Below are 24,214 nucleotides of genomic sequence, written 5' to 3'. Positions count from 1 at the left end.
CGGGCAGGGCGGTTGCCCTCCACGCGGCTGGTCAGTGGCAGCCGCAGGAGGCGAGGTGGGCGGCGACGCGGTCCAGGGCGGCGCGGACGGTGTCGGCGGGGACGGTGTCGGGGGTGCGGGTCATGACGGCGAAGGCGAGGAGGCGGCCGTCGGCGTCGACGACGGTTCCGGCGAGGGTGTTGACGCCGCTGAGGGTGCCGGTCTTGGCCCGGATCAGGCCGGCCGCGTCGGCGGCGCCGGAACCTGCGCCGTAGCGCTTGCCGAGGGTGCCGGTGAAGCCGGCCACCGGGAGACCGGTGAGGACCGGACGCAGCGCCGGGTGCTGGTCGGAGGCGGCCAGGGCGAGGATCCGGACCAGCACGGCGGGCGGGATCTGGTTGCCCTTGTTCAGGCCGCTGCCGTCGTTGAGGAGCACCCCGGCCGTCGGGACGCCGAGCTCGGCCAGCCGCTGGGTGACGGCGGCCGCCGCGCCCTCGAAGCTGGCCGGCTGGTGCGCGGCCAGGGCGACCTGACGGGCCATCGCCTCCGCGAGCTGGTTGTCGGAGGTGGTCAGCAGGCGCTCCACCAACCGGGCGACCGTCGGCGACTCGACCTTGCCGAGGACGGGGGCGTCCGCGGCGGCCGGGGCGGCGGCCGGTCTGGCCCTGCCGTCGACGGTGACACCCTGGGCGGCGAGCATCGTGGCGAAGGTCGCGGAGGCCGCGTCGGCCGGGTCGGCGACCCGGTCCGGGGCCTCCTCGCGGCTCCTGGGATCCACCCTTCCCTCGTCCGCCATCAGCGGGACGACCAGGGCGATGTTCTGGTTGTCGGGGTTCTGGTGCTGGGGGCTGCCGGTGTAGAGCGACAGGTCGTAGTCCAGCTCGACCGTGGTGGTGCCGGCCGCCTTGAGCGCGGCCGCGGTCTGCCGGGCGAGCTCCTCCAGCGAGGCCGGGGCGGTGTCGGCGTCGGCGGGCCGGCCACCGACCTGCACCTGGTCGGCGGGCAGCGCGGTGAGCGTCGGGTCCCCGCCGCCGACCAGGGTGATGGTGCCCGGGCGCGCGCCGCGGACCACCCGGGTGGCGAGCCGGGTGTCGCCGGGTATCAGCGACAGGGCCGCGACCGAGGTGGCGAGCTTGGTGGTGGAGGCGGGCGTGCCCGGGACGTTCTCCCCCGAGCCGTACAGGAGCCGGCCGTCGGCGGCGTCCGCGACGGCGATGGTGACGGTGCCCAGGTTCCTGTCGGAGACGTACGGGCCGAGCGCCTGCTGGAGGCCCTTCGCGGTGGGGACGGCGGCCTCCGGGCCGCTCCCGGCGGCGGCCAGCACGGCGCCCGTCGCGGGCGCCGGGGGCGCGGCCGGTGAACCGCTCCCGCTCGGCGTGGTGGGGGTCGGTTGCGCGTGCGCCCCGCCCGCTCCCAGTACCGCTCCGGCGGCCAGCAGGACCGCTCCGCACAGTCCGGCGGCCGTCCCCCTGCGACGGCGCGCCGCCCCTCCCCCTGCTCCCACCGACAGGCCCCTTTCCCGAGCACTCACTCCCGTAGGAGACACTTGGATTCTGTCAGTCCCTACCTTGGAGGAACCGTTGGAGTTCGACGTCCTTATCGAGATCCCGAAGGGCTCTCGTAACAAGTACGAGGTCGACCACGAGACCGGCCGCCTGCGGCTCGACCGGATGCTCTTCACCTCGACCCGCTACCCGGCCGACTACGGCTACGTCGAGGGCACGCTCGGCGAGGACGGCGACCCGCTGGACGCCCTGGTCATCCTGGACGAGCCGACCTTCCCCGGCTGCCTCATCAAGTGCCGCGCCATCGGCATGTTCCACATGACCGACGAGGCCGGCGGCGACGACAAGCTGCTGTGCGTCCCGGCGACCGACCCGCGCTGGGAGCACCTGCGGGACATCCACCACGTGTCGGAGTTCGACCGCCTGGAGATCCAGCACTTCTTCGAGGTCTACAAGGACCTGGAGCCGGGCAAGTCCGTCGAGGGCGCCAACTGGGTCGGCCGCGCCGAGGCCGAGGCCGAGGTCACCGCTTCGATCAAGCGCCTGGCGGAGCAGGGCGGCCACTGAGCCGTCGTTCCGATCTCGTTCGCTCCTGGTCCGTTTCGGGGCAGTTCGAGGCAGGTCGGGACGGATTCCTGAGGCCGGGATCCGTGGATTCGTCCGCGGACCCGGCCCCTGTCGTCTCCGGGAGCCGCTCAGTCCTCCAGCCGGAAGCCGACCTTGATGCACACCTGGTAGTGCTTGATCCGGCCGTCCTCCAGGTGGCCCCGGACCTGCGAGACCTCGAACCAGTCGAGGTTGCGCAGCGTCCGGGAGGCCCGTTCCACCCCGTTGCGGATCGCGGCGTCGACGCTCTCGGTCGAGGACCCGACGATCTCGGTCACCCGGTACACGTGGTCGGTCATGGCGGACTCCCTCAGCTGTGCGACGGCCCCCGGTCCACCGTGCACCGGCCCGGGGCCGCCCGCACCCCGGCGCGGTCCGCCGGGCCGCCCGGGCCCGCCGGAAGGCCGCCGCCCGACCCGCCGGAACGCCACCCCGGAGCGGCCAGCAGGCCGCACCCGCCCGCTGGAAGCCCCCGGCCCGGCTAGAAGGCCGCCCGGACCGCGCCGACCGGGGCGCCGCCGCCGAGCAGCGGGGCCGCGCCGATCCGCTCGACGGTGTCGTCCGCGCCGGTCACGCCGAGCCGGCGCAGCGCGGCCGCCAGCACCGGGCCGCGGGCCCGCTCCGCCCCGTCGTCGATCTTGAAGGCGAGCGCCCGCCCGTCCGGCAGCGCGACCACCTGGACGGCCTCGGCGCCCATCTTGGACAGCGCGCCCGGGACGGCCCGCATCAGCCAGGTGTCGGCCCGGCGGGTGCCGGCCACGTACTCGGGGTGGGCGCGCATGGCGTCGGCGACCCGGCGCTGCGCGCTGCCCTCCGCGGCCAGTACCAGACTGCGGTAGCTGCGGGCCAGACCGGTCAGGGTGACGGCCAGCAGCGGGGCGCCGCAGCCGTCCACCCCGGTGTGCACGGGGGTCTCGCCGGTGCCCTCCGCGAGGGCATCTCGGGCCAGCTCCTGGATCGGGTGCGCCGGGTCGAGGTAGCTGCCGGTGTCCCAGCCGTTGGCGACGCAGGCGGCCAGCCAGCCGGCGTGCTTGCCGGAGCAGTCCATCAGGATCGGGGCGCGCCGCCCGCCGGCGACGAGCAGCAGCTCCGCCTCGGCCTCGTCCAGCGGCAGGTCGGCCGGGGTACGCAGGGCCGATTCGTCCAGGCCTGCGGAGCCGAGGATGGCCCGGACACCGTCGAGGTGAAACGATTCGGCGGAGTGGCTGGAGGCCGCCAGCGCCAGCAGCTCGCCCTCGATCGCCAGCCCGGCCCGCAGCGTGGCCACCGCCTGGAACGGCTTGGCCGTGGAGCGGGGGAAGACCGGCGCCCCGGGGTCGCCGAGCGCGAACTCCACCGAGCCGTCGGCGGCGAGCAGGACCAGGGAGCCGTGGTGGCGGCCCTCGGTGAAGCCCGAGCGTATGACCTCGGCGAGCACGGGCGGAGTGGCGAGCTGGGACATCGGGTGCCTTCCGGGGGCGAGGGTGGTGGGCCGGGAGGAAGCCGGTCCCCTACCCGCCCCCGACGATCCACCCGGTCAGAGCGGCCTCTCCGAGAGCAGGTCGTCGACCCGTGCTTCCCCATCACGGTACCTGCGGGTGATCTCGGCATTGCAACCGTCGGCCGTCCGCAGCAGCCGCTGGCGCCGTCCGGACACCTCGCGCTCGTGGGCGCGCAGCCGCTCCAGGGCGGCCAGCAGCTCCTCCGCCGGGTGGGCCGCGAGGTCGGCGAGCTGGACGTCGCCCATCAGCGCGTCCGCCTCCAGCTGGGACTCCTGGGTGCGCGGCGGGCCGACGGTGACGTGCCGGGCCGAGCGCCGCACGGTGGAGGGCGCATCGGTCAGGATGGCCGGCAGCCGGTCCAGCAGGTCGCCGCCCGGCCCGCCGCCCACCGCCGGGGCGCCGCTGCCGCAGCCGCCCGCCAGGGCCGGGAGGGCGGGGCCGCCGCCGGGGCGCCGGTCGAGCTCGGCGCGCAGGATGTCCATCCGCCCGTGCAGCAGCCGCCGCAGGTAGGAGAGGTCGGCCTCCTGTTCCATGGTCTCCCGGCGCAGGATCCGCAGCTGGTCCAGGCCCAGCCGCTCCAGGTCGGGCTCGCCGTCCGGGCCGACCGCCCAGGACGGGGCCCCGGGGGCCTGTGCCACCTGCCCGGATCGGTTCCACGCCGCGCCGTTCGCGTCCATCATCCAGCCCACCTGCCGTCGTCCGATCCCGCCCGCTCGCGGCAGCCCGTCCCTGCCGCCGGTCCGGCCCGTCCCCCGCCGGGCTCGCGTCCCGTCCGTTGGCACGCCGGGGGCCCCCGAAGGGTTCCGCCCCCGGCCGGGACCACCCACCGGGGCGACCCCGACAGAACGCCTGACCTACCGGCTCGACCGCCCGGCCGAACCCCGGCCCGGTGCGGCGGACCTTCAGGCGCGCCGGGCCCTTCGTACGGTTCCCCAGCGTGCCACCCCACCCGGCGCGCGCGCACCGCCCGTGCACCCGAACGGCCCCCTGGCGAACGGGGGTGGCTGATATGACCAGCGCTTTCCGCAGCAGGGGCAGCGCCCGAACCTGCGCAGGCGCGCGCTGCACAGCGTGCGCTACCCATTTGCGCGCCCCTCGGGTGCGCCCCTCGTACACTTCCCGGCGCGCGGGGCCGGGACGCCCCATACGGATTCCCCGGAGGCACCGCCGGGCCGTGCGGCGCTCCGGCACAATGGCGGCATGCGAGCAGTGGTGCAGCGAGTGACCGAGGCCCGGGTGACCGTGGCCGGAGAGACCGTCGGCGCGATCGAGGGGCCCGGACTGTGCGTCCTGGTCGGCGTGACCCACGGGGACACCCCGGCCAAGGCGGCCCAACTGGCCCGGAAGCTCTGGACGTTGCGGATCCTGCCGGTCGACGACGAGGGCGTGGAGCAGAGTTGCTCCGACATCGGCGGCCCGCTGCTGGTGATCAGCCAGTTCACCCTCTACGGCGACGCCCGCAAGGGCCGCCGCCCCACCTGGACCGCGGCCGCCCCCGGGCCGGTCGCCGAGCCGCTGGTGGACGAGGTGGTCGCCCAGCTGCGGGCGCTCGGCGCCAAGGTCGAGACGGGCCGGTTCGGCGCCGACATGCAGGTGGCGCTGGTGAACGACGGCCCGTTCACCGTCCTCGTCGAGGTCTGAGGCCCGGGGCCTCGGGGCCTCGGGGCTTCGGGGCTTCGGGGCTTCGGGGCTTCGGGGCCGGCAGGAACTACTGCGGGACGATCACGTCCTGGGTGCCCGGCACCGTCCCGGCCAGCAGCACCGCGTCCACCGGGACGTTCCGCTTGACGATCGCCAGCGCGATCGGCCCCAGCTCGTGGTGCCGGGCCGACGAGGTCACGAAGCCCAGCGAGCGCCCGTCCGGCTCGGAGGCCAGCCGCACCTCGGTGCCGTGCGGGGGCAGCGTCTCCTCGGTGCCGTCCAGGTGCAGGAAGACCAGTCGGCGCGGCGGACGGCCCAGGTTGTGCACCCGGGCGACGGTCTCCTGGCCCCGGTAGCAGCCCTTCTGCAGGTGGACGGCGGTGCTCAGCCAGTCCACCTCGTGCGGGATGGTCCGGTGGTCGGTCTCGAAGCCCAGCCGGGGACGGTGGCCCTCGATCCGCAGCGCCTCGTACGCCCAGACCCCGGCCGCCGGGCCGAACCCCGCGGTGACCGCCGCCAGTTCGGCGCGCGGCACGAACAGGTCCCGCCCGTACGCGAGTTCGCGGACGGCGACGGCGCCCTCGACGGAGACGGTGGAGCCGGCGGGCAGGTGGACCACGGCGTAGTCGGCGGTCGCGTCGGCGACCTCCACCCGGTAGAAGAACTTCATGCTCTCCAGGTAGGCCACCAGCGCGCCCTGGGTGCCCGGCTCGACGTGGGCCCAGGTGGTGGTGCCGTCGTCGACCAGGTAGAGCGCGTGCTCGACGTGCCCGTTCGGGGAGAGCACCAGAGCCTCGGTGGCGTGCTGCGGCTCCAGCTGGCTCACGTGCTGGGTGAGCAGCAGGTGCAGCCAGGAGAGGCGGTCCGCGCCGGTGACGGTGACCACGCCGCGGTGCGAGAGGTCGACGAAGCCGGTGCCCTGCGACAGGTTCCGTTGCTCGCGGAACATGTCGCCGTAGTGGGCGGCGACGCCCTCGTCGGCCCCCTCGGCGGGGACGGCTCCGGGCAGGGCAAGCAGCGGACTCTTCACACCGGTCATACCGGCCAGCTTACGACCGGCCGTCCGCCTGCTTCGCGGTGCAGTCGGCGCAGCGGCCGAAGATGGCGAAGTGCTTGAGGTCGGTGTCGAAACCGTGCTCCTCGCGCAGCCGGTCGATCAGCGGCTGGGCGATCTCGGTGCCGGTCTCGGTGACCTTCTCGCAGTCCCGGCAGACCAGGTGCAGGTGGTGGTGGCGGCCGGCCAGGTGGTACGTCGGGGCGCCGTGGCCGAGGTGGGCGTGCGAGACCAGGCCCAGCTCCTCCAGCAGCTCCAGGGTCCGGTAGACGGTGGAGATGTTGACGCCGCTGGCGGTCTTGCGGACGTGGCAGAGGATGTCGTCGGGGGTGGCGTGGTCGAGGACGTCAACGGCCTCCAGCACGAGCTGCCGCTGCGGCGTGAGGCGGTAGCCGCGCTCGCGCAGGTCGGCCTTCCAGTCGCCGGAGAGCTGCCAGTCGGTGGTGCCGGTGTCCGCCACGGTTCTGTCCCTGCCAAGGTCGGGGTCCTGAGGCAAGTGTAGGGACCGGCCGGGGGCCGGTCCCTACCTCGTGCACAGACCGTGCGACGCCTACTTGAAGAAGGCGATGCCGTCGTCCGGCAGGTCGTTGATGTCCTTGATCAGCTGGGCCGGGCTGAGCACCTTCTTCAGCTGCGCGGACATGTACGGGCGCAGCGGCACGTTCGGGGCGGCCTTCTCGCCGACCCAGAGCAGCTCGCCGTTGACGAAGCCGTACAGCCGCTTGCCGCCGGAGTACTCCGGGGAGCCCTCGATCCGGGCCACCGCGTCCGTGGACACGTCGACCTGCGGCTTGCCGTCGGCCAGCTCGCCGTACCAGATCTCGACCGTGCCGTCGTCACGGACGGAGGAGATCTCGATCCCGCGGGCGCCGGTGGTGCCGTCGTGGTTGCTGGTGATGCGCCAGAACGCGTGCTCGTTCTCCAGCGGACGGACCTTCTCGCCCTCCTCGTTCAGCACCCAGGTGCGGGAGCGGAACTCCAGGAAGGGACGGCCGTCGTGCCGGATCACGATCTCCTGGCCGAAGTTGCACTTCTCCGCGCCCGGGCCCCCCTCGTTGGGCAGAGGGGCATAGACACCCGCGCCCTCCCAGGTGCCGAGGAGGAAGGCGAGCGGGACGACGTCCTTGTGGAGGTCAGAGGGGATCTCGATCATGTTCCTGGTCGCTGTCGTGGTCGGTGCGGTCTGCCTCAACCGTACGGCAGGGTCAGCGCTGGCCCTGGTAGAGCTTCATCACCGAGAAGATGGCGAACCAGGTGATCAGCACGGCCATGAGGGCCAGCAGACCGTCGAAGAACATTTCCAGACCGGACACGGGGGGCTCCCAGGCGGCGACAGTTGTGGTGGATTTTGCGGGCTCACTCTATCCGTCGTGGTCCGGCCGGTCGCGGTGAGCCCCGCCACGTCGGTCCTCGCGCCCCGAGGGCGGGCGCCGTCCAGGGTTTGCCCAAGGGATTCCGCGATGACGACGGGCAGGGGCGGCGGGACCTCTAAGGTGGCGCCATGTCGAAGAAGCTCGTCATCAAGGTCACTGCCGGGGCGGACGCGCCGGAACGGTGCTCGCAGGCCTTCACGGTGGCGGCCGTGGCCGTCGCCAGCGGGATCGAGGTCTCGCTCTGGCTGACCGGGGAGTCGTCCTGGTTCGCCCTGCCCGGGAGGGCCGCGGAGTTCGAGCTGCCGCACGCCGCGCCGCTGCCGGACCTGCTGGAGTCGGTCCTGGCCGCCGGCTCGGTGACGCTGTGCACCCAGTGCGCGGCCCGGCGCGGGATCGAGCAGAAGGACACCGTCGAGGGCGTCCGGATCGCGGGCGCGCAGGTCTTCGTCAGCGAGATCACCGCGGACGGCGTCCAGGCGCTCGTCTACTAGGCGTCGGATCGGCGCGCGGCGTTGGGGTGCGTGCATCGCAAGGCGGAGGAGGAAGTCCATGCGGAGCATCGGCGACCGACGACAACGCGGCAAGGTGCGCGCCCCGGCGTCGCGCGCCCGGCGGGAACTGCCAGACACACCCTAGGGCCCGCTCACCGGGGCCCCTCGTGCGGGCCCTGGTCGGGGCGGTCCCGGTCGTGGCCGGGATCGTCCCACTTCGGGTCGTCCCAGCGCGGGTCGTTCCACCAGTCGTCCTCCGGGTCCCGCTTGTTGGCGAACACCGCGGCGGCGGGCGGGATGACCATCGCGACCACGCACAGGCCCACCGCGGCGCCCACCGAGAAGAACCGCACCACGCCCCAGGCCAGGACGAACAGGCCCAGGCACACGCCCATCATGGCGTAGTAGTAGCGCCGTCGGCGCCTCGTCTGCACGTCTTCCACGGTACGACCGGGGGCCCCTGCGCGGCAGGGGCCCCCGGTGTGATCGTCCGTGCCGGTCAGACCGCGATCGCGACCTCGACGGCGGCGCCCTGGGAGGCCACCACCTGACGGTCCACGGTCTGGCCCGGGACGAGCGCCCGCAGGGTCCACTTGCCCGGGCGGGCGAAGAACCGGAACTGGCCGGTCGCCGAGGTGGGCACCTCGGCCGTGAACTCGTTGTTCTCGTCCAGCAGCCGGACGTAGCCGTTGACCGGCTCACCGTCGCGGGTCACCGAACCCTGGATGATCGTCTCGTTCGCCACGTCAACTCCTGCCAGGTCCGGGCCGCCGGCCTTCGCACCGCACATGTCTGGTTTTCCCTTCTGACTTACGGGTCGAGCCGGAGGCTCAGTTGCCGAGCTCGATCGGCACGCCGACCAGGCTGCCGTACTCGGTCCACGAACCGTCGTAGTTCTTGACGTTCTGCTGGCCGAGCAGCTCGTGCAGCACGAACCAGGTGAGCGCGGAGCGCTCGCCGATGCGGCAGTAGGCGATGGTGTCCTTCGCCAGGTCGATGCCCTCGGCCTCGTACAGGGCCTTGAGCTCCTCGTCGCTCTTGAAGGTGCCGTCGTCGTTGGCGTTCTTCGCCCACGGGATGTTGCGGGCGCTCGGCACGTGGCCGGGGCGCTGCGACTGCTCCTGCGGGAGGTGCGCCGGGGCGAGCAGCTTCCCGGAGAACTCGTCGGGCGAGCGGACGTCGACCAGGTTGAGGTTGCCGATGGCGGCGACCACGTCGTCGCGGAAGGCGCGGATCGAGGAGTCGGCGGCCTGCGCCTTGTACTCGGTGGCCGGGCGGGCCGGGACCTCGGCGACCAGGTCGCGGGAGTCCAGCTCCCACTTCTTGCGGCCGCCGTCCAGCAGGCGGACGTCGCCGTGGCCGTACAGCTTGAAGTACCAGTAGGCGTAGGAGGCGAACCAGTTGTTGTTGCCGCCGTAGAGGACGACGGTGTCGTCGTTGGCGATGCCCTTGGCGCTGAGCAGCGCCTCGAAGCCGGCCTGGTCGATGAAGTCGCGGCGGACCGGGTCCTGGAGGTCCTTCTTCCAGTCGATCCGGACGGCGTTGCGGATGTGGTTCTTGTCGTACGCGGAGGTGTCCTCGTCGACCTCGACGATGACGACCTTCGGGTCGTCCAGGCGGGCCTGGACCCAGTCGGCGTCGACCAGGACGTCGCTGCGGCTCATGGTGGTGTTCTCCATCCGAGGGCGGTTGGCGGAAGGTGCTGCTCAGCAGGTGCTGCAGGGGTGCCCGGACGGGTCCAGCGCGAATTCCCGTCCGAAGTCCCGTCCGAATGACGGGACGGAGGAGCGAGCCGGGGCGACCGGGCGGGGAAGTGCGGGGCACGGCGGCGACCATCGGCCCGAAGGGCCGGGAGAGGTCACCGGAGAGATCGGCGGCGGGCGTCAACTGCCCTGCCAGGATGCCGACTTAGCGCATTCGACACAGACAGGCGGCCACGCGGCACAGGTCGACCGCCCGCCGCTTCGTGAGATCCGTCTGTCGCTTCATGCCGACGATGCTAGGGACACCGACGGCCTGCTGTCATCAGCGTATCGAATGGCGAGATCGAAACGGTCGCATAATGGGATTCGACCTCCGTGCGCTCCGGGGGACGCGAGCCGGACGCCCGGAGCGGGCGCACAACGGGCGGAAACGGCACCGCTCCGCGCGTCGCGCTGGACAGCGCGTCTCGCGGAGCGGAACGGAGGAAGAGCGGGGAAGGACCCGGTGGCGGGCGGGCCCGGTCAGCCCAGCAGCTTGACGTCCTTGCCCTCGAAGGACAGCTGGAGGCCCTCCGGCAGCGGCGTCACGCCGTCCTTCGCGGCCAGCTTCAGCCCGGCCGGCATAGAGTCCAGGGTGAAGCCGGCCGGCGCGACCTTCCGGTTGGCGAGCCCGGCGAACATCTCGGCCAGCGAGCTCAGCTTGAGGCCGTCCACGGTGACGGTGTTGCCCTCGTTGTGCACGGTGGCCTCGCCGACCGAGACCGGCCCCAGCGAGGCCTTGACCTTGCCCGGGCCGCCGTACGACAGGCTCAGCCGGGAGTTGGCGCCGCCCGGCAGCGGGGCTCCGCCCAGTAGCTGGGAGGCCGGGGGCAGGAGCTGGGCGAGGTCCTGGTAGGTGATCACACCGCTGCCGGTGCCGCTGTCCATGGTGGCGCTGTTCAGGCTGTCGCTCACCTCGACGCCCGAGAGCTTCGCCTTGAAGGAGTGCAGCGCGACCTGCTGGCCGTTGTTCCGGACGGTCAGGCCGTCCGAGGAGATCCGGACGTCGTCCAGCTTCTTCGAGACCACCTGGGTCAGGAACGGGAAGCCCTCGATCGTGACGTCCGGCCGCTGGCTCATCTCGCCGCTCTTCACCAGCCGGTCGGCGGCCTCGTCCTCGGCCACGCCGACCGCGACCCGGTCCGCGCCCACCAGCAGGCCGGCGAGCACCGCCAGGCCGATCGTCGCCTTCAGCCATCCGCGCATCGTGTCCCCCGTCGTCGCCGGTCGCCGTCTCGTCGTTCCGTCCCGGAGCCGATCCGTTCGGGAGCCGTTCCGTTCCGGAGCCGTCCGGCCCGGAGCCGTCCGGACGCGACTCCTTCCGCACGACCGTACGACGTCCCGCCCCGGAAGGTGGTTCCGGGGCGGGACGCGGTCGTGACGTACCCGGCTCAGCCTGCCAGCAGGTCGGTGGCCATCCAGATCAGCGGCGCGGCCACCGCCAGCGGCAGCGCCACGCCCGCCGTCATGTGCACGAAGCGGGACGGGAAGTCGTACGCCGCGACCCGGCGCCCGATCAGCGCGCCCAGCCCGGCGAGCGCCCCCAGCGCCATCGGCGCGCCCACCAGGAAGCCCAGCAGCACCGCCGCGACCAGGCCCAGCACCGGGCCCAGCTGCTTCGGGCCGGGCAGCGGAGCCGCCGCCAGCAGGGTGGCCAGCGCCACCGCACCCACCCCGGCCGGCACCCAGCCGGCCAGCAGCAGCGTGGTGCACAGCGCCGTCACCACGGTGGCCGAACCCAGCACGGTCAGCGCGTAGAACCGCTCCTTCGGGTCCGACGGACGGAACGTCTGCAGCACCAGGACCAGCAGGAAGAACCCGCCCAGGGCGCCCACCACGGCCGCCGCGTCACCGTCGGAGTCCGCCAGCAGCACGGCCACGTCCGCGGAGAGCCCGGCCAATGCGGCGAGCAGGATGCCCTGACGGGCCGGCCACATGCCGTTCAGCCGGAACCAGCCGGCCGCCGTCAGCAGCTGCAGCAGCGCGACCACCAGGGCCAGCGCCACCTGCCCCAGCGCGGCGCCACCTGCCAGCAGCGCGGCCGCGCCCGCGGTGATCAGGGCGGGCTGCAGACCCGGGTCGATGATCGGCGAACCGGTCCGGCCGCCCGGCGCGGCGGAGGGCGCGGCGAGCGGAGTCGGCTGCGCGGGGAAGGACCCGTACGGCGGGGCGGCGGGGGCGTCCGGGCGCTTGAGCGTCATGGTCGGCGGGTCGAAGCCCGCTCCGGTGTCCGGCATCCCGGCGGCGGTCACCCCGGACGGGGGCATCCCGGCGGCGGGCGCGGCCTGCTGCGGGGCGGACCGCGGCGCCGGGGCCGCGTGCCGCGCCCGCGAGGGCTGCTGCGGCTGAGCCTGCTGCTGGCGCTGCGGCTGCTGCGGGTGCACCGGAGGCTGCTGCACCGGGGGCTGCCCGAGGTGCTGCGGCGGGGCGACCGGCATCGCACCGGAGACCCGCACCGGCGGGAGCAGCGTGGTGGCGGCCGCGTCGTCCAGCGGCGGGACGGGCGGGAGCAGCGTGGTGGCGGCCGCGTCGTCGAAGGCCGGCACCGGCGGCAGCAGCGTGGTCGCCGCCTCGTCGTCCACCGGATAGCCGTACGGGTGCTGTGCAGCGTGCCGCGGGGGCTGCTGCAGATGCGGATGGGGCTGGTGGGGCTGCTGTGGCCAGTTCCCGTAGCCGCCGCCCTGGTTCGGGTCGTTCATGTCCGTCACGCCGCTCACCCTCCCGCGAACGGCGGGAGGACCTCGACCGTCCCGCCCTCGGTCAGGGCCACCGTCGCGTGGTCCCGGCCGCCCACCTGCGCGCCGTCGACCAGGTACGAGCAGTGTCCGAGCAGCTGGACGAGCTTCGGCCGGTCGGCGTGCCGCTCCTTGGCCGCGGCCAGCGCCTCCGCCAGGGTCGCCGCCTCGTACGGCTCCTCGGCCAGCCCGGCCTCGGACTTCGCCGCCGCCCAGTAGCGGATCGTCCCGCGCGCCCGGGCGCCGCTCGCGGGCTCGGTGGTCGCGCCCATCGGGCCACCCCTTCCGTTCGTCCTCGCCCGGCCCCGGTGGCCCGGTCCGGCTCACCACCGGAGCTCCCGCCCGACCACCCGAACGATGGACCCGGGCAGTGCCGCCGATGTGCGTCCCATGATGGCGTGTCCGCCGGTCCGAGCGGCAATCGCCCTGGCCGGCCGGGCCCGGGGCGGCGCACGAAGCTGTGTCCAGGCTCACCCGGCGCGCGCCCGGATTGGGCGAACCGCCGGATTCGCGCACTCCCGGTACGGAGGGCGGTCGGCTATCCTCGTGGACCAAGAGGGATCCGGGCAGAGTCGCCCCCGGGTCCTTTTGTGCTTTCAGGACGCCAGTACGGACGTTCGTGCGATTCGTCGGCCCACCCCCGGCGCGCCGCAGGAACCGCCCCGCCTCTCGCGGCACAAGGACGTGCCGGCTCGGCGGGGTGTCGCCACCCGGCGCCGGGCCGCCACCCGGGACCGGACCAGACCGGAGGGTTCGCGGGATGAACAGGGCAGGAACGGCACGCCAGGGGTTGCGGGACCCCCGGTGCGCCGCGTGCTCCCCCGAAGCCGCCCGGGCGTCCTTCCTCCTCCCCTCAGCACCTGCGTCCTCCGGCTGCGGCGGCAGCCGGGACGCGACCGCGACGACCCGGAAAGGGGACCACCGGGTATGAGTTCTCTCCTCCTCCTCACCAACGCGCTGCAGCCGTCCGCCGAAGTGCTGCCGGCCCTCGGCCTGCTGCTGCACAACGTCCGGGTCGCGCCCGCCGAGGGATCGGCCCTGGTGGACACCCCCAGCGCGGACGTCATCCTGGTCGACGGACGGCGCGACCTGCCGCAGATCCGCAGCCTGTGCCAGCTGCTGCGCTCCACCGGCATCGGCTGCCCGCTGATCCTGGTGGTCACCGAGGGCGGCCTGGCCGCCGTGACCGCCGAGTGGGGCATCGACGACGTCCTGCTGGACACCGCCGGACCGGCCGAGGTCGAGGCCCGGCTGCGGCTCGCGCTCGGCCGCCTGCAGGTCGCCGTCGACGACAGCCCGATGGAGATCCGCAACGGCGACCTCTCGGTCGACGAAGCCACCTACTCCGCGAAGCTCAAGGGTCGGGCGCTCGACCTCACCTTCAAGGAGTTCGAGCTGCTCAAGTACCTCGCCCAGCACCCCGGCCGCGTCTTCACCCGGGCCCAGCTGCTCCAGGAGGTCTGGGGCTACGACTACTTCGGCGGCACCCGGACGGTGGACGTCCACGTCCGGCGGCTGCGGGCCAAGCTCGGCGTCGAGAACGAGCAGCTGATCGGCACCGTGCGCAACGTCGGCTACCGCTTCGTCGTCCCGGAGAAGGCCGAGAAGAGCGAGCGCCCGGACCTCTCCCCGCGCCCGTCGGCCCCGCTGGAGGCCTGACCGGACGGGCCGGGCGGGCCGTCCCCCGCCCGGCTCGTCCGGATTGGTCCCGATGCGCCCCCCGAAGCAGCCCCAGGTCCCACTGCCGCCTCGGGGGCCACACGCGTAGACTCCCTCCGTGGCCAAGGTGACGCGCGACGATGTAGCCCGACTGGCTGGGACCTCGACCGCGGTCGTCAGCTACGTGATCAACAACGGGCCGCGCCCGGTCGCGCCCGCGACCCGGGAGAAGGTCCTCGCGGCGATCGAGCAGCTCGGCTACCGGCCAAACAGCGTCGCCCAGGCGATGGCCTCCCGGCGGACCAACCTGATCGGCATGGTCGTCCCCGACGCCCGCCAGCCCTTCTTCGCCGAGATGGCCCACGCCGTCGAACGGGCCGCCTCCGAACGCGGCAAGCTCGTGCTGATCGGCAACTCCGACTACGTCGACGACCGCGAGGTCCACTACGTCCGCGCCTTCCTCGGCATGCGGGTCTCCGGCCTGATCCTGGTCAGCCAGGGCCCCTCGCAGCGCGCCGCCGAGGAGTTCGCCGCGATGGAGGGGGCGAAGGTGGTGCTGCTGCACCGCCGCCCCGAGGCGATCGACGACGTCGCGGTGGTCACCGACGACGTCGGCGGCGCCGAGGCCGTCGTCCGCCACCTGCTGGAGGTGCACGGGCACCCGTACGTGGCCTGCTTCGGCGGCCCGGTGGACTCCCCCGCCCCCGGCGACCCGGTCATCGACCACGTCGAGGGCTGGCAGCGCGCCATGGACGCCCACGGCGTCCCCACCGCGCCGCACCTGATCGACGCCCCCTTCCACCGCTACGGCGCCTACGAGGTCGCGCTCGACCTGTTGCAGCGGCCGGACCGGCCGCGGGCGGTCTTCTGCTCCACCGACGACCAGGCCATCGGCGTGCTGCGGGCCGCCCGCGAGGTCGGCCTGCGCGTGCCCCAGGACCTCGCGGTGGCCGGCTTCGACGACGTGCCCGAGGCCGCGCTCGCCGACCCGCCGCTGACCACCGTCGCCTCCGACCGCGACGCGATGGCCCGGGCCGCCGTGGACCTGGTGCTGGACGACTCCCTGATGGTGCCCGGATCGGACACCGAGCGGGTCCGCAAGTTCCCGTCCCGCCTGGTCATCCGCCGTTCCTGCGGCTGCGACGGCGCCACGCCCGGCCGGCCCCAGCCGGAATAGCCGGACAGGGGAGCGCACGGAGCAGCCGGAGCGGAACGGCTCGTTCCGCCCCACAGGCGGCCTGACCAGGCTTTATGAGAAGCCAACGCGCTTCTCGGGGCGTTCTGAGCCGCTTCTCATCCGGTCCTCATCCACCGGGCGGAGCTTGGTCGGCATGAGCGAACAGCAGCAGCACCCCGACGAGCAGTACGGCCCGTACGAGCAGCCCCGCGTCATCGAGGGCACCGTGCTCGGCCACGGCGCCGAAAGCACCGACCCGCGCACCGGTCACGGCCGGCACACCGGGTACGACCAGCGCGAGGACCACTCCGGCGGCAGCTTCGACGGACCGCCCCCTCCCCCGCCCATGCCGCCCGAGCCCCCCACCCTGCTCGGCCACCCCGCCGGGCCCGAGGCCCACGGCGGCCACGGCGGCCGGCCCGGGCGCGGCCTGCTGCGCGGACGGCTCGCCCTGGTCACCGCCGTCGCCGCGATCGCCGCCGTCATCGGCGGGGTGACCGGCGGGCTCGTCGCCGACCGCCAGCCCTCCGGCTCCCGCGTCGGCACCATCGCCAGCCCGGTCTCCGCCCGCACCGACGGCAGCGCCAACGTGCCCGCCATCGCCTCCGCCGTCTCCCCCAGCGTCGTCCAGATCACCGTCAAGAGCGGCAACGGCACCGCCACCGGGACCGGCGTCGTGCTGAACGACAGCGGCCGGATCCTCACCAACTTCCACGTGATCGACACCGCGGCCGACGGCAGCGGCCGGATCACCGTCACCTTCAAGGACGGCTCCACCGCCCCCGCCACCGTCACCGGCACCGACAAGAAGCTCGACGTCGCCGTGATCACCGCGACCGGCACCAAGAGCCTCGCCCCCGCCGTCCTCGGCGACTCCTCCACCGTGGCCGTCGGCGACCCGGTCGTCGCCATCGGCAACCCCGACGGCCTCACCGGCACCGTCACCTCCGGCATCATCAGCGCCGAGAACCGCGACGTCACCGTCCAGCTCGACGAGGGCACCACCAGCGGCAACGGCGGCTTCGGCTTCCCCGACCTGCCCGGTCTGCGCGGCAGCATCCCGCAGCAGCGGAGCGGCGGGGACACCACCACCTACAAGGCCTTCCAGACCGACGCCGCCCTCAACCCCGGCAACTCCGGCGGCCCGCTGATCAACGCCAACGGCCAGGTCATCGCCATCAACTCGGCCATGTACGCCCCGAACGGCGCCAACTCCACCGCCGGCGGCGGCAGCAGCACGGCCGGCAGCGTCGGCCTCGGCTTCGCCATCCCGATCAACGACGTCAAGCAGGTCCTGCCGAAGCTCGAAGCCGGCCAGAACCTGTGAACCACAATCCCCGAGAACCGGTGTAAGCGTCCGCGAGACGGACAATTGCTCCCAGCAGGCCCTCCACCCGACGACGAGAAAGGGCACCAGCCCATGACCCCGTCCGCCGACGACCGCGCCACCGCCGAGGCCGGCCACCCCTCCGCCCGGCTCCTCGTGGTCGACGACGAACCCGCCCTCCGGGACGCCCTGGAGAGCAGCCTCGCCTTCGAGGGCTACGAGGTCGCCACCGCCACGGACGGCTACGAGGCCCTGGAGTCCGTCGAACGCGACAAGCCCGACCTCGTCCTGCTGGACATCATGATGCCCCGGATGGACGGCCTCACCGCCGTCCGCCGGATGCGCTCCCGCGGCGACACCGTCCCCGTCCTGATGCTCACCGCCCGCGACGCCGTCGGCGACCGCGTCACCGGCCTCGACGTCGGCGCGGACGACTACCTCGCCAAGCCCTTCGAACTCGACGAGCTCCTCGCCCGCGTCCGCGCCCTGCTGCGCCGCAACGCCCTCGCCGCGGAGGCCGCCGCCCGCGCCGCCGCGGAGGACGACAGCGAGGTGCTCGCCTTCGGCGACCTGCGGATGAACACCGCCACCCGCGAGGTCACCCGCGGCGGCAGGCCGGTCGAACTCACCCGCACCGAGTTCATGCTGCTGGAGATGTTCCTCGCCCACCCCCGGCAGGTCCTCACCCGCGAGCAGATCCTCAAGGCGGTCTGGGGCTTCGACTTCGAGCCCTCCTCCAACTCCCTGGACGTGTACGTGATGTACCTGCGCCGCAAGACCGAGCAGGGCGGCATGCCGCGTCTCATCCAGACCGTACGCGGCGTCGGATACGCCCTGCGCCCGGCCGCCGGCGCCGGCGCGTGAGTACTGTTCCGCCCCCGCCGCTCACGCCGCCGCGCGTTCCTCGCCGGCGCCGTCTGGCGCACTGGTTGCGTTCCCGGTCGCTGCGCGGCCGCCTCACCTTCCTGAGCGCGGCCGCGGTGGCCGTGGCCATCGCCATGTCGGCGCTGGCGTGCTGGTTCATCGTGGAGAGGCAGCTCTACGGCCAGGTCCGGACGGATCTGGCCAACGCACCGCTGCCGCCGCCGGGGAGGAGCCGTCTGCTGTGCTACGACACTCCCGAAGAAGCCCTGCAGCACCAGGCGACCGGCATCGCCCCGGAGAACAGCAGCGCGGTACCCAGGGACACGCAGTACGTGGTGGCGAATCCGACCGGCATCTGTCTGCCCCCGTACGCGACCAAGGCGATCATCGTGAAACCCAGCGACATGGCCGGGTTCAAGCTCAGCGGTGACCAGTCGATCATCCGGGACGGTCGTTTCACCGACGGAACGCCGGTGGTCGTCCGCATCTCGTTGACCCACTCCGGCTCGCGGCCTTCCCTGCTGATGGTCGCAACCCCCACGCAGCCCATCGAGGACTCCCTCCAGGGCCTCGCCATCCTCCTCGGCGCCGTCTCCCTCGGCGGCATCCTCCTCGCCGCCGTCGCCGGCCGCCTGGTCGCCCACTCCTCCCTCAAGCCCGTCGACCAACTCACCGGCGCCGTCGAGCACATCGCCCGGACCGAGGAGGTCGGCACCACCATCCCGGTGCACGGTGACGACGAGATCGCCCGCCTGTCCACCTCCTTCAACTCGATGAGCACCGCCCTCGCCAACTCCCGCGAGCGCCAGACCCGGCTGATCGCCGACGCGGGCCACGAGCTGCGGACCCCGCTCACCTCCCTGCGCACCAACGTCGACCTGCTGATCCGCAGCGACGCCACCGGCCGCCCGCTGCCCCCGGCGACCAAGACCAAGCTGCTGGGCAACATGAAGGCCCAGATGCAGGAACTCACCGTCCTGATCGGCGACCTGCTCCAGCTCTCCCGCCCCGACACCCCGAAGGCCGGCCCCAACCTCACCGTGGTCGCCCTGCACGAGATCGCCGGCCGGGCCGTCGAACGGGCGAAGCTCCGTGGCCCCGGACTGGTCTTCGAGACCACCACCGAGCCCTGGTACACGCACGGCGACGCGGCCGGCCTGGAGCGGGCCGTGATCAACCTGCTGGACAACGCGGTCAAGTACAGCCCGCCCGGCGGCACCATCGAGGTCCGGCTCCAGCAGGGCGTGCTGACCGTCCGCGACCACGGCCCCGGCATCCCGCCGGACGAGCTCCAGTACGTCTTCGACCGGTTCTGGCGCTCCCCCTCCTCGCGCCAGCTGCCCGGCTCCGGCCTGGGGCTGTCGATCGTCGCGCAGAGCGTCCGGGAGGCGGGCGGCGAGGTCACCCTCGGCCCGGCCGAGGACGGCGGTCCCGGCGCCCTGGCCACCGTACGGCTCCCCGGCGGCCCCACCCCCGACTGACGGTCGGCGGGCAACGGAACGGGCGGGGCGCCCCGACAGCGCCCCGCCCGTCCTCATCTCCGGCTCACGGTCAGTCGATGTCGCTGCCCGGGCCGAGGACCTTGATCCGGTCCTGCGCCGGCGGCTTCAGCGGCGAGCCCGCCGAACTGTGGGCCGTCAGGTAGGCCGTGAAGACGTCCAGGTCGGAGGCGCCGACGAGCTTGTCGGTGCCTGCCGCGAAGGCCGGGAAGCCGTCGCCGCCGCCGGCCAGGAACTCGTTGGCCGCGACCCGGTACCCGGCGGCCGGGTCGACCGGCGCGCCGTTCAGCCGGATCGAGTCCACGACCACCCGGTCCGCGCCGGTCTTGCGCATGTCCAGGGTGTAGTGGAGGTTCGAGGACACCTGGAGGACCTTCGGCGCCGCGTCGTTGAGGCCGCTCACCTGCTGCTGCAGCAGCTGGACCAGCTGGGCGCCGGTCAGCGTCTTGACCTGCATCATGTTGGTGAACGGCTGGACGGTGAACGCCTCGCCGTAGGTCACCACTCCGTCGCCCTCACCGCCCGAGGCCTTGTACACCAGGTCGGAGCGCAGTCCCCCGGGGTTCATGAAGGCGACCTGCGCCCCGCCCTTGCCGGCCGGGGCGAGCCCCTCCAGCTGCGCGTCGGCTATCACGTCGCCGAGCGGCTTCTCCAGGTCACTGCTACCGCGGCCGTTGATGTCCGCGGAGATGTGGCCGATCGGGCGGTTGGCGATCGGGGCGGCCAGCTTGGAGTAGTGGTCGATCAGCGCCGTCATGTCCGGGGCCTTCGGGACCGTACGGCGCACCACGTGGTTCTCGGCCTTAACCGAGGGGCGGACGATCTCGCCGGTGGTCTTGTCCAGCTTCATGTCGATCTCGGTGAACAGCCGGCCGAAGGAGGCGGCACTGGTGACCGAGCGCGGTACGCCGTTGGGATCGGGGATCTGGCAGGCGTACGCGTTGTGGGTGTGGCCGGTGACGATGGCGCCGACGGCCGGGTCGATGTTCCTGGCGATGTCGACGATCGGGCCCGAGACGCCCTGGCCGGCCGGGCCGCAGTCGTAGTTGTAGACGCTGCTGGCCGGGTACCCGCCCTCGTGGATCAACGCGACGATCGAGTTGACGCCCTTGCCCTTCAGCTCGGCGGCGTACTTGTTGATCGTGGTGACCTCGTTGGCGAACTTCAGGCCCTTGATGCCCTCGGCGGTCACGATGTTCGGCGTGCCCTCCAGGGTGACGCCGATGAAGCCGATCTTCACGCCCTGGGACTTGGTCACCCAGTACGGCGGCAGCAGGGTCTTGCCGGTCTTCTCGTCGGTGACGTTGGCCGACAGGTAGTTGAAGTTGGCGCCCTTGAAGGTGCGGCCGGGCTCGTAGCAGCCGTCGGTCGGGTGGCAGCCGCCCTCCTGCTTGCGCAGCAGCTCCGCCGCGCCCTGGTCGAACTCGTGGTTGCCGACCGAGGTGACGTCCAGGCCGAGCTTGTCCATCGCCTCGATGGTCGGCTCGTCGTGGAACAGCGCCGAGGTGAGGGGGCTGGCGCCGACGATGTCGCCCGCCGCGACGGTGATCGAGTCGTCGGCCGGGACGCGCGCCTCGCGCAGTTCGGTGGCCAGGTACTCGATTCCGCCGGCCGGGGTGGAGACCACCTGACCGGTGGCCGGGTCGACCTCCTTGATCGTGCCGGAGGAGCCGGCCGGTGGCTCCAGGTTGCCGTGGAAGTCGTTGATCGCCAGCAGCTGGAGGCTGACGGTCTTGTGACGCTTGGCGTTGGCGTCGGCGGCCTGAGCGGCCGTCGGCACGACCACCGTGCCGAACAGACCTGCGGCGGCGACGACGGCGAACGCCGCCCGTCGGGATCTGACGGTGAGCATGAGGGAACCCCTGCACCTTGGAGGACCACGCGGCGGCTGAGGACACCGGGCGTGGGCGATGAGTTGCGCGAATGCAGCCTAGGGTCAACGCGCGTAGCTGTCAGGACGTCGAACGTAACGAGAGGATTACCTGCTGACGAACCATCGCGGCCGCCCGCGGACGGGCCGCCTGCGCACGATCGCGCCGCCCTCCGGCCGCCCGCCGGTCAGACCCCCGGCTCGGCCGCCAACTGCCGCTCGGCCCGCACCCGTTCGGCCACCGCGTCCTCGGTCATCGCACGGTCGGTGTACACCAGCGGCCGCTCGGCGTCGGTGATGATGTGCTTCACCACCTGGACGTTGCCGTTGACGTCCCACACCGCGATGCCCGGCGACAGGGTCGGAATGATCTCCACCGCCCAGCGCGGCAGGCCCAGCACCCGGCCGGTGGCCCGCGCCTCCTCGGCCTTCTGCATGTAGATCGTCCGGGTGGAGGCCATCTTCAGGATCGCCGAGGCCTCCTTGGCCGCCGCGCCGTCCACCACGTCCGACAGGTGGTGCACCACCGCGACGAACGAGAGCCCGAGCCGCCGGCCGAACTTCAGCAGCCGCTGGAACAGCTGGGCGACGAACGGACTGTTGATGATGTGCCAGGCCTCCTCGACCAGGAAGATGCGCTTCTTCCGGTCCGGCCGGATCCAGGTGTGCTCCAGCCACACCCCGACGATCGCCATCAGGATCGGCATCGCGATCGAGTTGCGGTCGATGTGCGAGAGGTCGAAGACGATCAGCGGCGCGTCCAGGTCGATGCCGTCGGTGGTCGGGCCGTCGAACATGCCGCGCAGGTCACCGTCGACCAGCCGGTCCAGCACCAGCGCCACGTCCAGGCCCCAGGACTGCACCTCGTCCACCGCCACGCCCAGCGACTCCACCGAGGACAGCTCGGGGTTGCGCAGGGTGTCGATGATGTCGTCCAGCACCGGCTGACGGCCGCTCACCGAGGCCACCACGTGGGCGTGCGCGGCCTTCAGCGCGAAGCCGGCCCGCTCCTCCAGCCCGCGCCCCATCGCCACCTCGATGATGGTGCGCAGCAGCGACAGCTGCCCGGTCTGGGTGATCGCCGGGTCCAGCGGGTTGAGCTTCACCCCGCCGTCCCGGGCCGCCATCGGGTCCAGCCGGATCGGCTTTATGCCCAGCGCGTCGGCGATCAGGTTCCACTCGCCGACGCCGTCCTCGCCCTGCGCGTCGAGCACCACGACCTGCCGGTCGCGGAACCTCAGCTGCCGCAGCACGTACGTCTTCTCCAGCGCCGACTTGCCGTTGCCGGACTCGCCCAGCACCAGCCAGTGCGGGGCGGGTAGTTGCTGCCCGTACAGCTGGAAGGGGTCGTACACGTAGCCCTTGCCGCTGTACACCTCGCGCCCGATGATCACCCCGGAGTCGCCCAACCCGGGTGCGGCGGTGGGCAGGTAGACCGCCTGCGCCTGGCCGGTCGAGGTGCGCACCGGCAGCCGGGTCGTCTCCACCTTGCCGAACAACAGGCTGGTGAACGCGTCGGTGACGTTGCCGAGCGCCATGGGCGGCCTCCTGGTGCCAGCGGTAGGGCTGGACGGGTGCGGTGCGGACGGGTGCGGTGCGAACGGACGGCGCGGTGGTCAGCGGCGGATGCCGGTGGCGAACGGCAGGGTGTTGACGAAGGCCCGGTGGTGCTCGCGGTCGCACCACTCCAGCTTGAGGTAGCTCTTGCCGGCCGACGCCCGGATGGTCCGCTTGTCGCGGGCCAGCGCCTCGGGGTTGCGCGAGGAGACCGTGATGTAGCCGACCAGGTTCACCCCGGCCGCACCGGAGGCCAGGTCGTCGCCGCGCTGGTCCACCCGGCCGGTGTGGGCCAGGTCGCGCGGGTCGACGGTGCGGTTCATCTTGGCCGCGCGGCTGGCCTCCGCCTCGTCGTTGGTCTTCTCCGTCAGCATCCGCTCGATCGCGACGTCGGTGGGCTCCAGGTCCATCGTCACCGCGACCGTCCGGATCACGTCCGGGGTGTGGACCAGCAGCGGCGCCAGGAAGTTGACGCCCACCGGGGTCAGCGGCCACTCCTTGATCCACGCGGTCGCGTGGCACCACGGCTCACGGGTCGCCGACTCGCGGGTCTTCGCCGTCAGGTACTGCGGGTGGGTCGCGTCCAGCTCGGCCGGCCAGGCGTTGCGCCGGGACATCGCCTGGATGTGGTCGATCGGGTGGTCCGGGTCGTACATCGAGTGCAGCAGCGAGGACAGCCGGGCCTGGCCCAGCGGCTGGCGCACCCGGATGTCCGCCTCGGCCAGCCGGGCGCAGATGTCGGTCAGCTCGCGGGCCATCACGGCCGCCAGCCCGTCGTCGTCCCGGGTCGGACCGCCGGCCGCGCGCTTCTCGTAGGCGTTGCGGCCCATCGCGTGCGCCTCGGCGGCCAGGTCGCGGGTGTAGTGCATGCAGGCCACCAGGTACGCCCGGTGCTGCTCCGAGGAAGTCGACACCATCGACTGCAGCTGGTCGTACGACTCCTGCAGCCACCGCGGAGCGTCGTGGTCGCCGCGCCGCTCCACGTCCTTGGCGTGCGCGTCCGGGTCGGCCGGCAGGGTGCGGGCCAGGATCTGCAGCCTGGTGACGAACCCGTCCCCGTTGGCGACGTGCTTCAGCAGCGTGCCGAAGCGGTCGACCAGCGCCTCCTGGTCCTCCGAGTCACGCAGCCCGACGCCCGGGCCCTCGATCTCGATCGCGGCCGTCACCGTCCGCCGCTCCAGGTGCATCAGCACCCCGACCTCGTCCGGCCCGAACGGCGCGGTCAGCCAGCGCAGCCGCCCCACCCCGGGCGGGGGTCCGATCTCCACCTCGCGGCCGTCCATCCGGGTGCCCGCGTCCATCGCGTCCGAACGCCACACCCCGCGCCCGCTGCGGACCGTCCGGCGGTAGGTGCGGTTGATCTCCACCCACTTGTAGAACGTCCGCTTGCGGTACGGCACGTAGACCGCCGCGATGGCCAGCATCGGCAGGCCGAGCAGACCGGCGATCCGCAGCGGCAGGACCGGCATCAGCAGGCCCCAGAGCATTCCGACGAACGCCCCGAAGATGATCAGCAGGATCTCGCCGGACTCCCGGTTCCGGCCGATCGGCGCGTTCGGGCGGGCCTTGCCGATCAGGTAGGTGCGGCGCTGGTGCACGTACGGCTGGGCGTACTGGGCACCGTACTGGCCGAGCTGTTCGCTGCTCACTTACC

General features: G+C 72.9%; 25 protein-coding genes. 8 read left to right on the top strand and 17 right to left on the bottom strand.

Annotated elements, in window-relative coordinates:
* Positions 1–31: 31 nt before the first annotated feature.
* Positions 32–1,483 carry a D-alanyl-D-alanine carboxypeptidase/D-alanyl-D-alanine-endopeptidase gene (gene dacB / locus ACFV1W_RS00220; RefSeq protein WP_380411321.1) on the bottom strand — a complete coding sequence of 484 codons (1,452 nt, stop codon included), beginning with the start codon at positions 1,481–1,483 and terminating at the stop codon, positions 32–34.
* 76 nt (positions 1,484–1,559) lie between these two features.
* Here dacB and ACFV1W_RS00215 point away from each other — a divergent pair, with 76 nt between their 5' ends.
* Positions 1,560–2,051 carry an inorganic diphosphatase gene (locus ACFV1W_RS00215; RefSeq protein ID WP_030059594.1) on the top strand — a complete coding sequence of 164 codons (492 nt, stop codon included), beginning with the start codon at positions 1,560–1,562 and terminating at the stop codon, positions 2,049–2,051.
* A gap of 128 nt (positions 2,052–2,179) precedes the next feature.
* On the opposite strand, the gene ACFV1W_RS00210 is transcribed toward ACFV1W_RS00215, so the two are convergent.
* The 3 genes from ACFV1W_RS00210 to ACFV1W_RS00200 form a co-directional block, all read right to left on the bottom strand.
* Positions 2,180–2,389: a dodecin gene (locus ACFV1W_RS00210; RefSeq protein WP_030288965.1), complete on the bottom strand. Its 210-nt coding sequence runs from the start codon at positions 2,387–2,389 to the stop codon at positions 2,180–2,182.
* A gap of 182 nt (positions 2,390–2,571) precedes the next feature.
* Positions 2,572–3,531, bottom strand: a complete 960-nt coding sequence (locus tag ACFV1W_RS00205) for an asparaginase (RefSeq protein WP_380411318.1) — start codon at positions 3,529–3,531, stop codon at positions 2,572–2,574.
* Between the two features lie 75 nt (positions 3,532–3,606).
* Positions 3,607–4,251, bottom strand: coding sequence for an ABC transporter substrate-binding protein (locus tag ACFV1W_RS00200; protein WP_380411317.1), 645 nt, complete (start codon positions 4,249–4,251; stop codon positions 3,607–3,609).
* Positions 4,252–4,771: 520 nt separating this feature from the next.
* On the opposite strand from ACFV1W_RS00200, the gene dtd reads away from it, so the two are divergent.
* On the top strand, positions 4,772–5,212 hold the full coding sequence (dtd, locus tag ACFV1W_RS00195) for a D-aminoacyl-tRNA deacylase (RefSeq protein WP_380411315.1): 441 nt from the start codon (positions 4,772–4,774) through the stop codon (positions 5,210–5,212).
* A 67-nt stretch (positions 5,213–5,279) separates the two neighbouring features.
* Here the strand turns inward: dtd and ACFV1W_RS00190 are convergent, their stop codons facing one another.
* The 3 genes from ACFV1W_RS00190 to ACFV1W_RS00180 all read right to left on the bottom strand — a co-directional run bounded on the left by ACFV1W_RS00190 (position 5,280) and on the right by ACFV1W_RS00180 (position 7,419).
* Positions 5,280–6,242 (bottom strand): YgfZ/GcvT domain-containing protein, encoded by a 963-nt coding sequence (locus ACFV1W_RS00190; protein ID WP_380411862.1) that lies wholly within the window; start codon positions 6,240–6,242, stop codon positions 5,280–5,282.
* Between the two features lie 19 nt (positions 6,243–6,261).
* Entirely contained in the window at positions 6,262–6,726 is a 465-nt protein-coding gene (locus ACFV1W_RS00185) for a Fur family transcriptional regulator (RefSeq protein ID WP_380411313.1), read from the bottom strand.
* A 90-nt stretch (positions 6,727–6,816) separates the two neighbouring features.
* Entirely contained in the window at positions 6,817–7,419 is a 603-nt protein-coding gene (locus ACFV1W_RS00180) for an FABP family protein (RefSeq protein WP_360434105.1), read from the bottom strand.
* Between the two features lie 348 nt (positions 7,420–7,767).
* Here ACFV1W_RS00180 and ACFV1W_RS00175 point away from each other — a divergent pair, with 348 nt between their 5' ends.
* A complete protein-coding gene (locus tag ACFV1W_RS00175; protein WP_380411310.1) occupies positions 7,768–8,130 on the top strand; it encodes a DsrE family protein in 363 nt (120 codons plus the stop codon).
* A 152-nt stretch (positions 8,131–8,282) separates the two neighbouring features.
* Here the strand turns inward: ACFV1W_RS00175 and ACFV1W_RS00170 are convergent, their stop codons facing one another.
* From ACFV1W_RS00170 to ACFV1W_RS00140, 7 genes are all read right to left on the bottom strand, one after another.
* On the bottom strand, positions 8,283–8,528 hold the full coding sequence (locus tag ACFV1W_RS00170) for a hypothetical protein (RefSeq protein ID WP_380411861.1): 246 nt from the start codon (positions 8,526–8,528) through the stop codon (positions 8,283–8,285).
* Between the two features lie 101 nt (positions 8,529–8,629).
* On the bottom strand, positions 8,630–8,920 hold the full coding sequence (locus ACFV1W_RS00165) for a DUF1416 domain-containing protein (RefSeq protein WP_045692289.1): 291 nt from the start codon (positions 8,918–8,920) through the stop codon (positions 8,630–8,632).
* Between the two features lie 40 nt (positions 8,921–8,960).
* Entirely contained in the window at positions 8,961–9,794 is an 834-nt protein-coding gene (locus ACFV1W_RS00160; RefSeq protein ID WP_380411308.1) for a sulfurtransferase, read from the bottom strand.
* 244 nt (positions 9,795–10,038) lie between these two features.
* On the bottom strand, positions 10,039–10,119 hold the full coding sequence (locus ACFV1W_RS00155; protein ID WP_350517234.1) for an Ms5788A family Cys-rich leader peptide: 81 nt from the start codon (positions 10,117–10,119) through the stop codon (positions 10,039–10,041).
* Between the two features lie 236 nt (positions 10,120–10,355).
* Positions 10,356–11,078, bottom strand: coding sequence for a DUF2993 domain-containing protein (locus ACFV1W_RS00150; protein WP_380411306.1), 723 nt, complete (start codon positions 11,076–11,078; stop codon positions 10,356–10,358).
* Between the two features lie 185 nt (positions 11,079–11,263).
* Positions 11,264–12,580, bottom strand: a complete 1,317-nt coding sequence (locus ACFV1W_RS00145) for a hypothetical protein (RefSeq protein WP_380411303.1) — start codon at positions 12,578–12,580, stop codon at positions 11,264–11,266.
* A 5-nt stretch (positions 12,581–12,585) separates the two neighbouring features.
* Positions 12,586–12,879: a MoaD/ThiS family protein gene (locus tag ACFV1W_RS00140; RefSeq protein WP_360434113.1), complete on the bottom strand. Its 294-nt coding sequence runs from the start codon at positions 12,877–12,879 to the stop codon at positions 12,586–12,588.
* A 655-nt stretch (positions 12,880–13,534) separates the two neighbouring features.
* On the opposite strand from ACFV1W_RS00140, the gene ACFV1W_RS00135 reads away from it, so the two are divergent.
* The 5 genes from ACFV1W_RS00135 to ACFV1W_RS00115 all read left to right on the top strand — a co-directional run bounded on the left by ACFV1W_RS00135 (position 13,535) and on the right by ACFV1W_RS00115 (position 19,115).
* Entirely contained in the window at positions 13,535–14,266 is a 732-nt protein-coding gene (locus ACFV1W_RS00135) for a response regulator transcription factor (protein ID WP_380411301.1), read from the top strand.
* Positions 14,267–14,384: 118 nt separating this feature from the next.
* Positions 14,385–15,443 (top strand): LacI family DNA-binding transcriptional regulator, encoded by a 1,059-nt coding sequence (locus ACFV1W_RS00130; protein ID WP_380411298.1) that lies wholly within the window; start codon positions 14,385–14,387, stop codon positions 15,441–15,443.
* Positions 15,444–15,597: 154 nt separating this feature from the next.
* Positions 15,598–16,770 (top strand): S1C family serine protease, encoded by a 1,173-nt coding sequence (locus ACFV1W_RS00125; protein WP_380411296.1) that lies wholly within the window; start codon positions 15,598–15,600, stop codon positions 16,768–16,770.
* A gap of 93 nt (positions 16,771–16,863) precedes the next feature.
* Positions 16,864–17,634, top strand: coding sequence for a response regulator transcription factor (locus ACFV1W_RS00120; RefSeq protein WP_380411294.1), 771 nt, complete (start codon positions 16,864–16,866; stop codon positions 17,632–17,634).
* 65 nt (positions 17,635–17,699) lie between these two features.
* A complete protein-coding gene (locus ACFV1W_RS00115; RefSeq protein WP_380411291.1) occupies positions 17,700–19,115 on the top strand; it encodes a sensor histidine kinase in 1,416 nt (471 codons plus the stop codon).
* A gap of 70 nt (positions 19,116–19,185) precedes the next feature.
* Here the strand turns inward: ACFV1W_RS00115 and ACFV1W_RS00110 are convergent, their stop codons facing one another.
* From ACFV1W_RS00110 to ACFV1W_RS00100, 3 genes are all read right to left on the bottom strand, one after another.
* Positions 19,186–20,985, bottom strand: coding sequence for a bifunctional metallophosphatase/5'-nucleotidase (locus ACFV1W_RS00110; protein ID WP_380411288.1), 1,800 nt, complete (start codon positions 20,983–20,985; stop codon positions 19,186–19,188).
* Positions 20,986–21,191: 206 nt separating this feature from the next.
* The gene (locus tag ACFV1W_RS00105) at positions 21,192–22,541 is read right to left on the bottom strand and encodes an ATP-binding protein (RefSeq protein WP_380411286.1); all 1,350 of its coding nucleotides are present in this window, start codon (positions 22,539–22,541) and stop codon (positions 21,192–21,194) included.
* 78 nt (positions 22,542–22,619) lie between these two features.
* Entirely contained in the window at positions 22,620–24,209 is a 1,590-nt protein-coding gene (locus ACFV1W_RS00100) for an SCO6880 family protein (RefSeq protein WP_380411284.1), read from the bottom strand.
* Positions 24,210–24,214: the final 5 nt, after the last annotated feature.

Source organism: Kitasatospora sp. NPDC059648 (genome assembly GCF_042734825.1).
In the GTDB taxonomy this organism is placed as follows: domain Bacteria; phylum Actinomycetota; class Actinomycetes; order Streptomycetales; family Streptomycetaceae; genus Kitasatospora.
The sequence above is the reverse complement of the archived record's forward strand: the minus strand, read 5'-3'. Positions and strand labels throughout refer to the sequence as shown.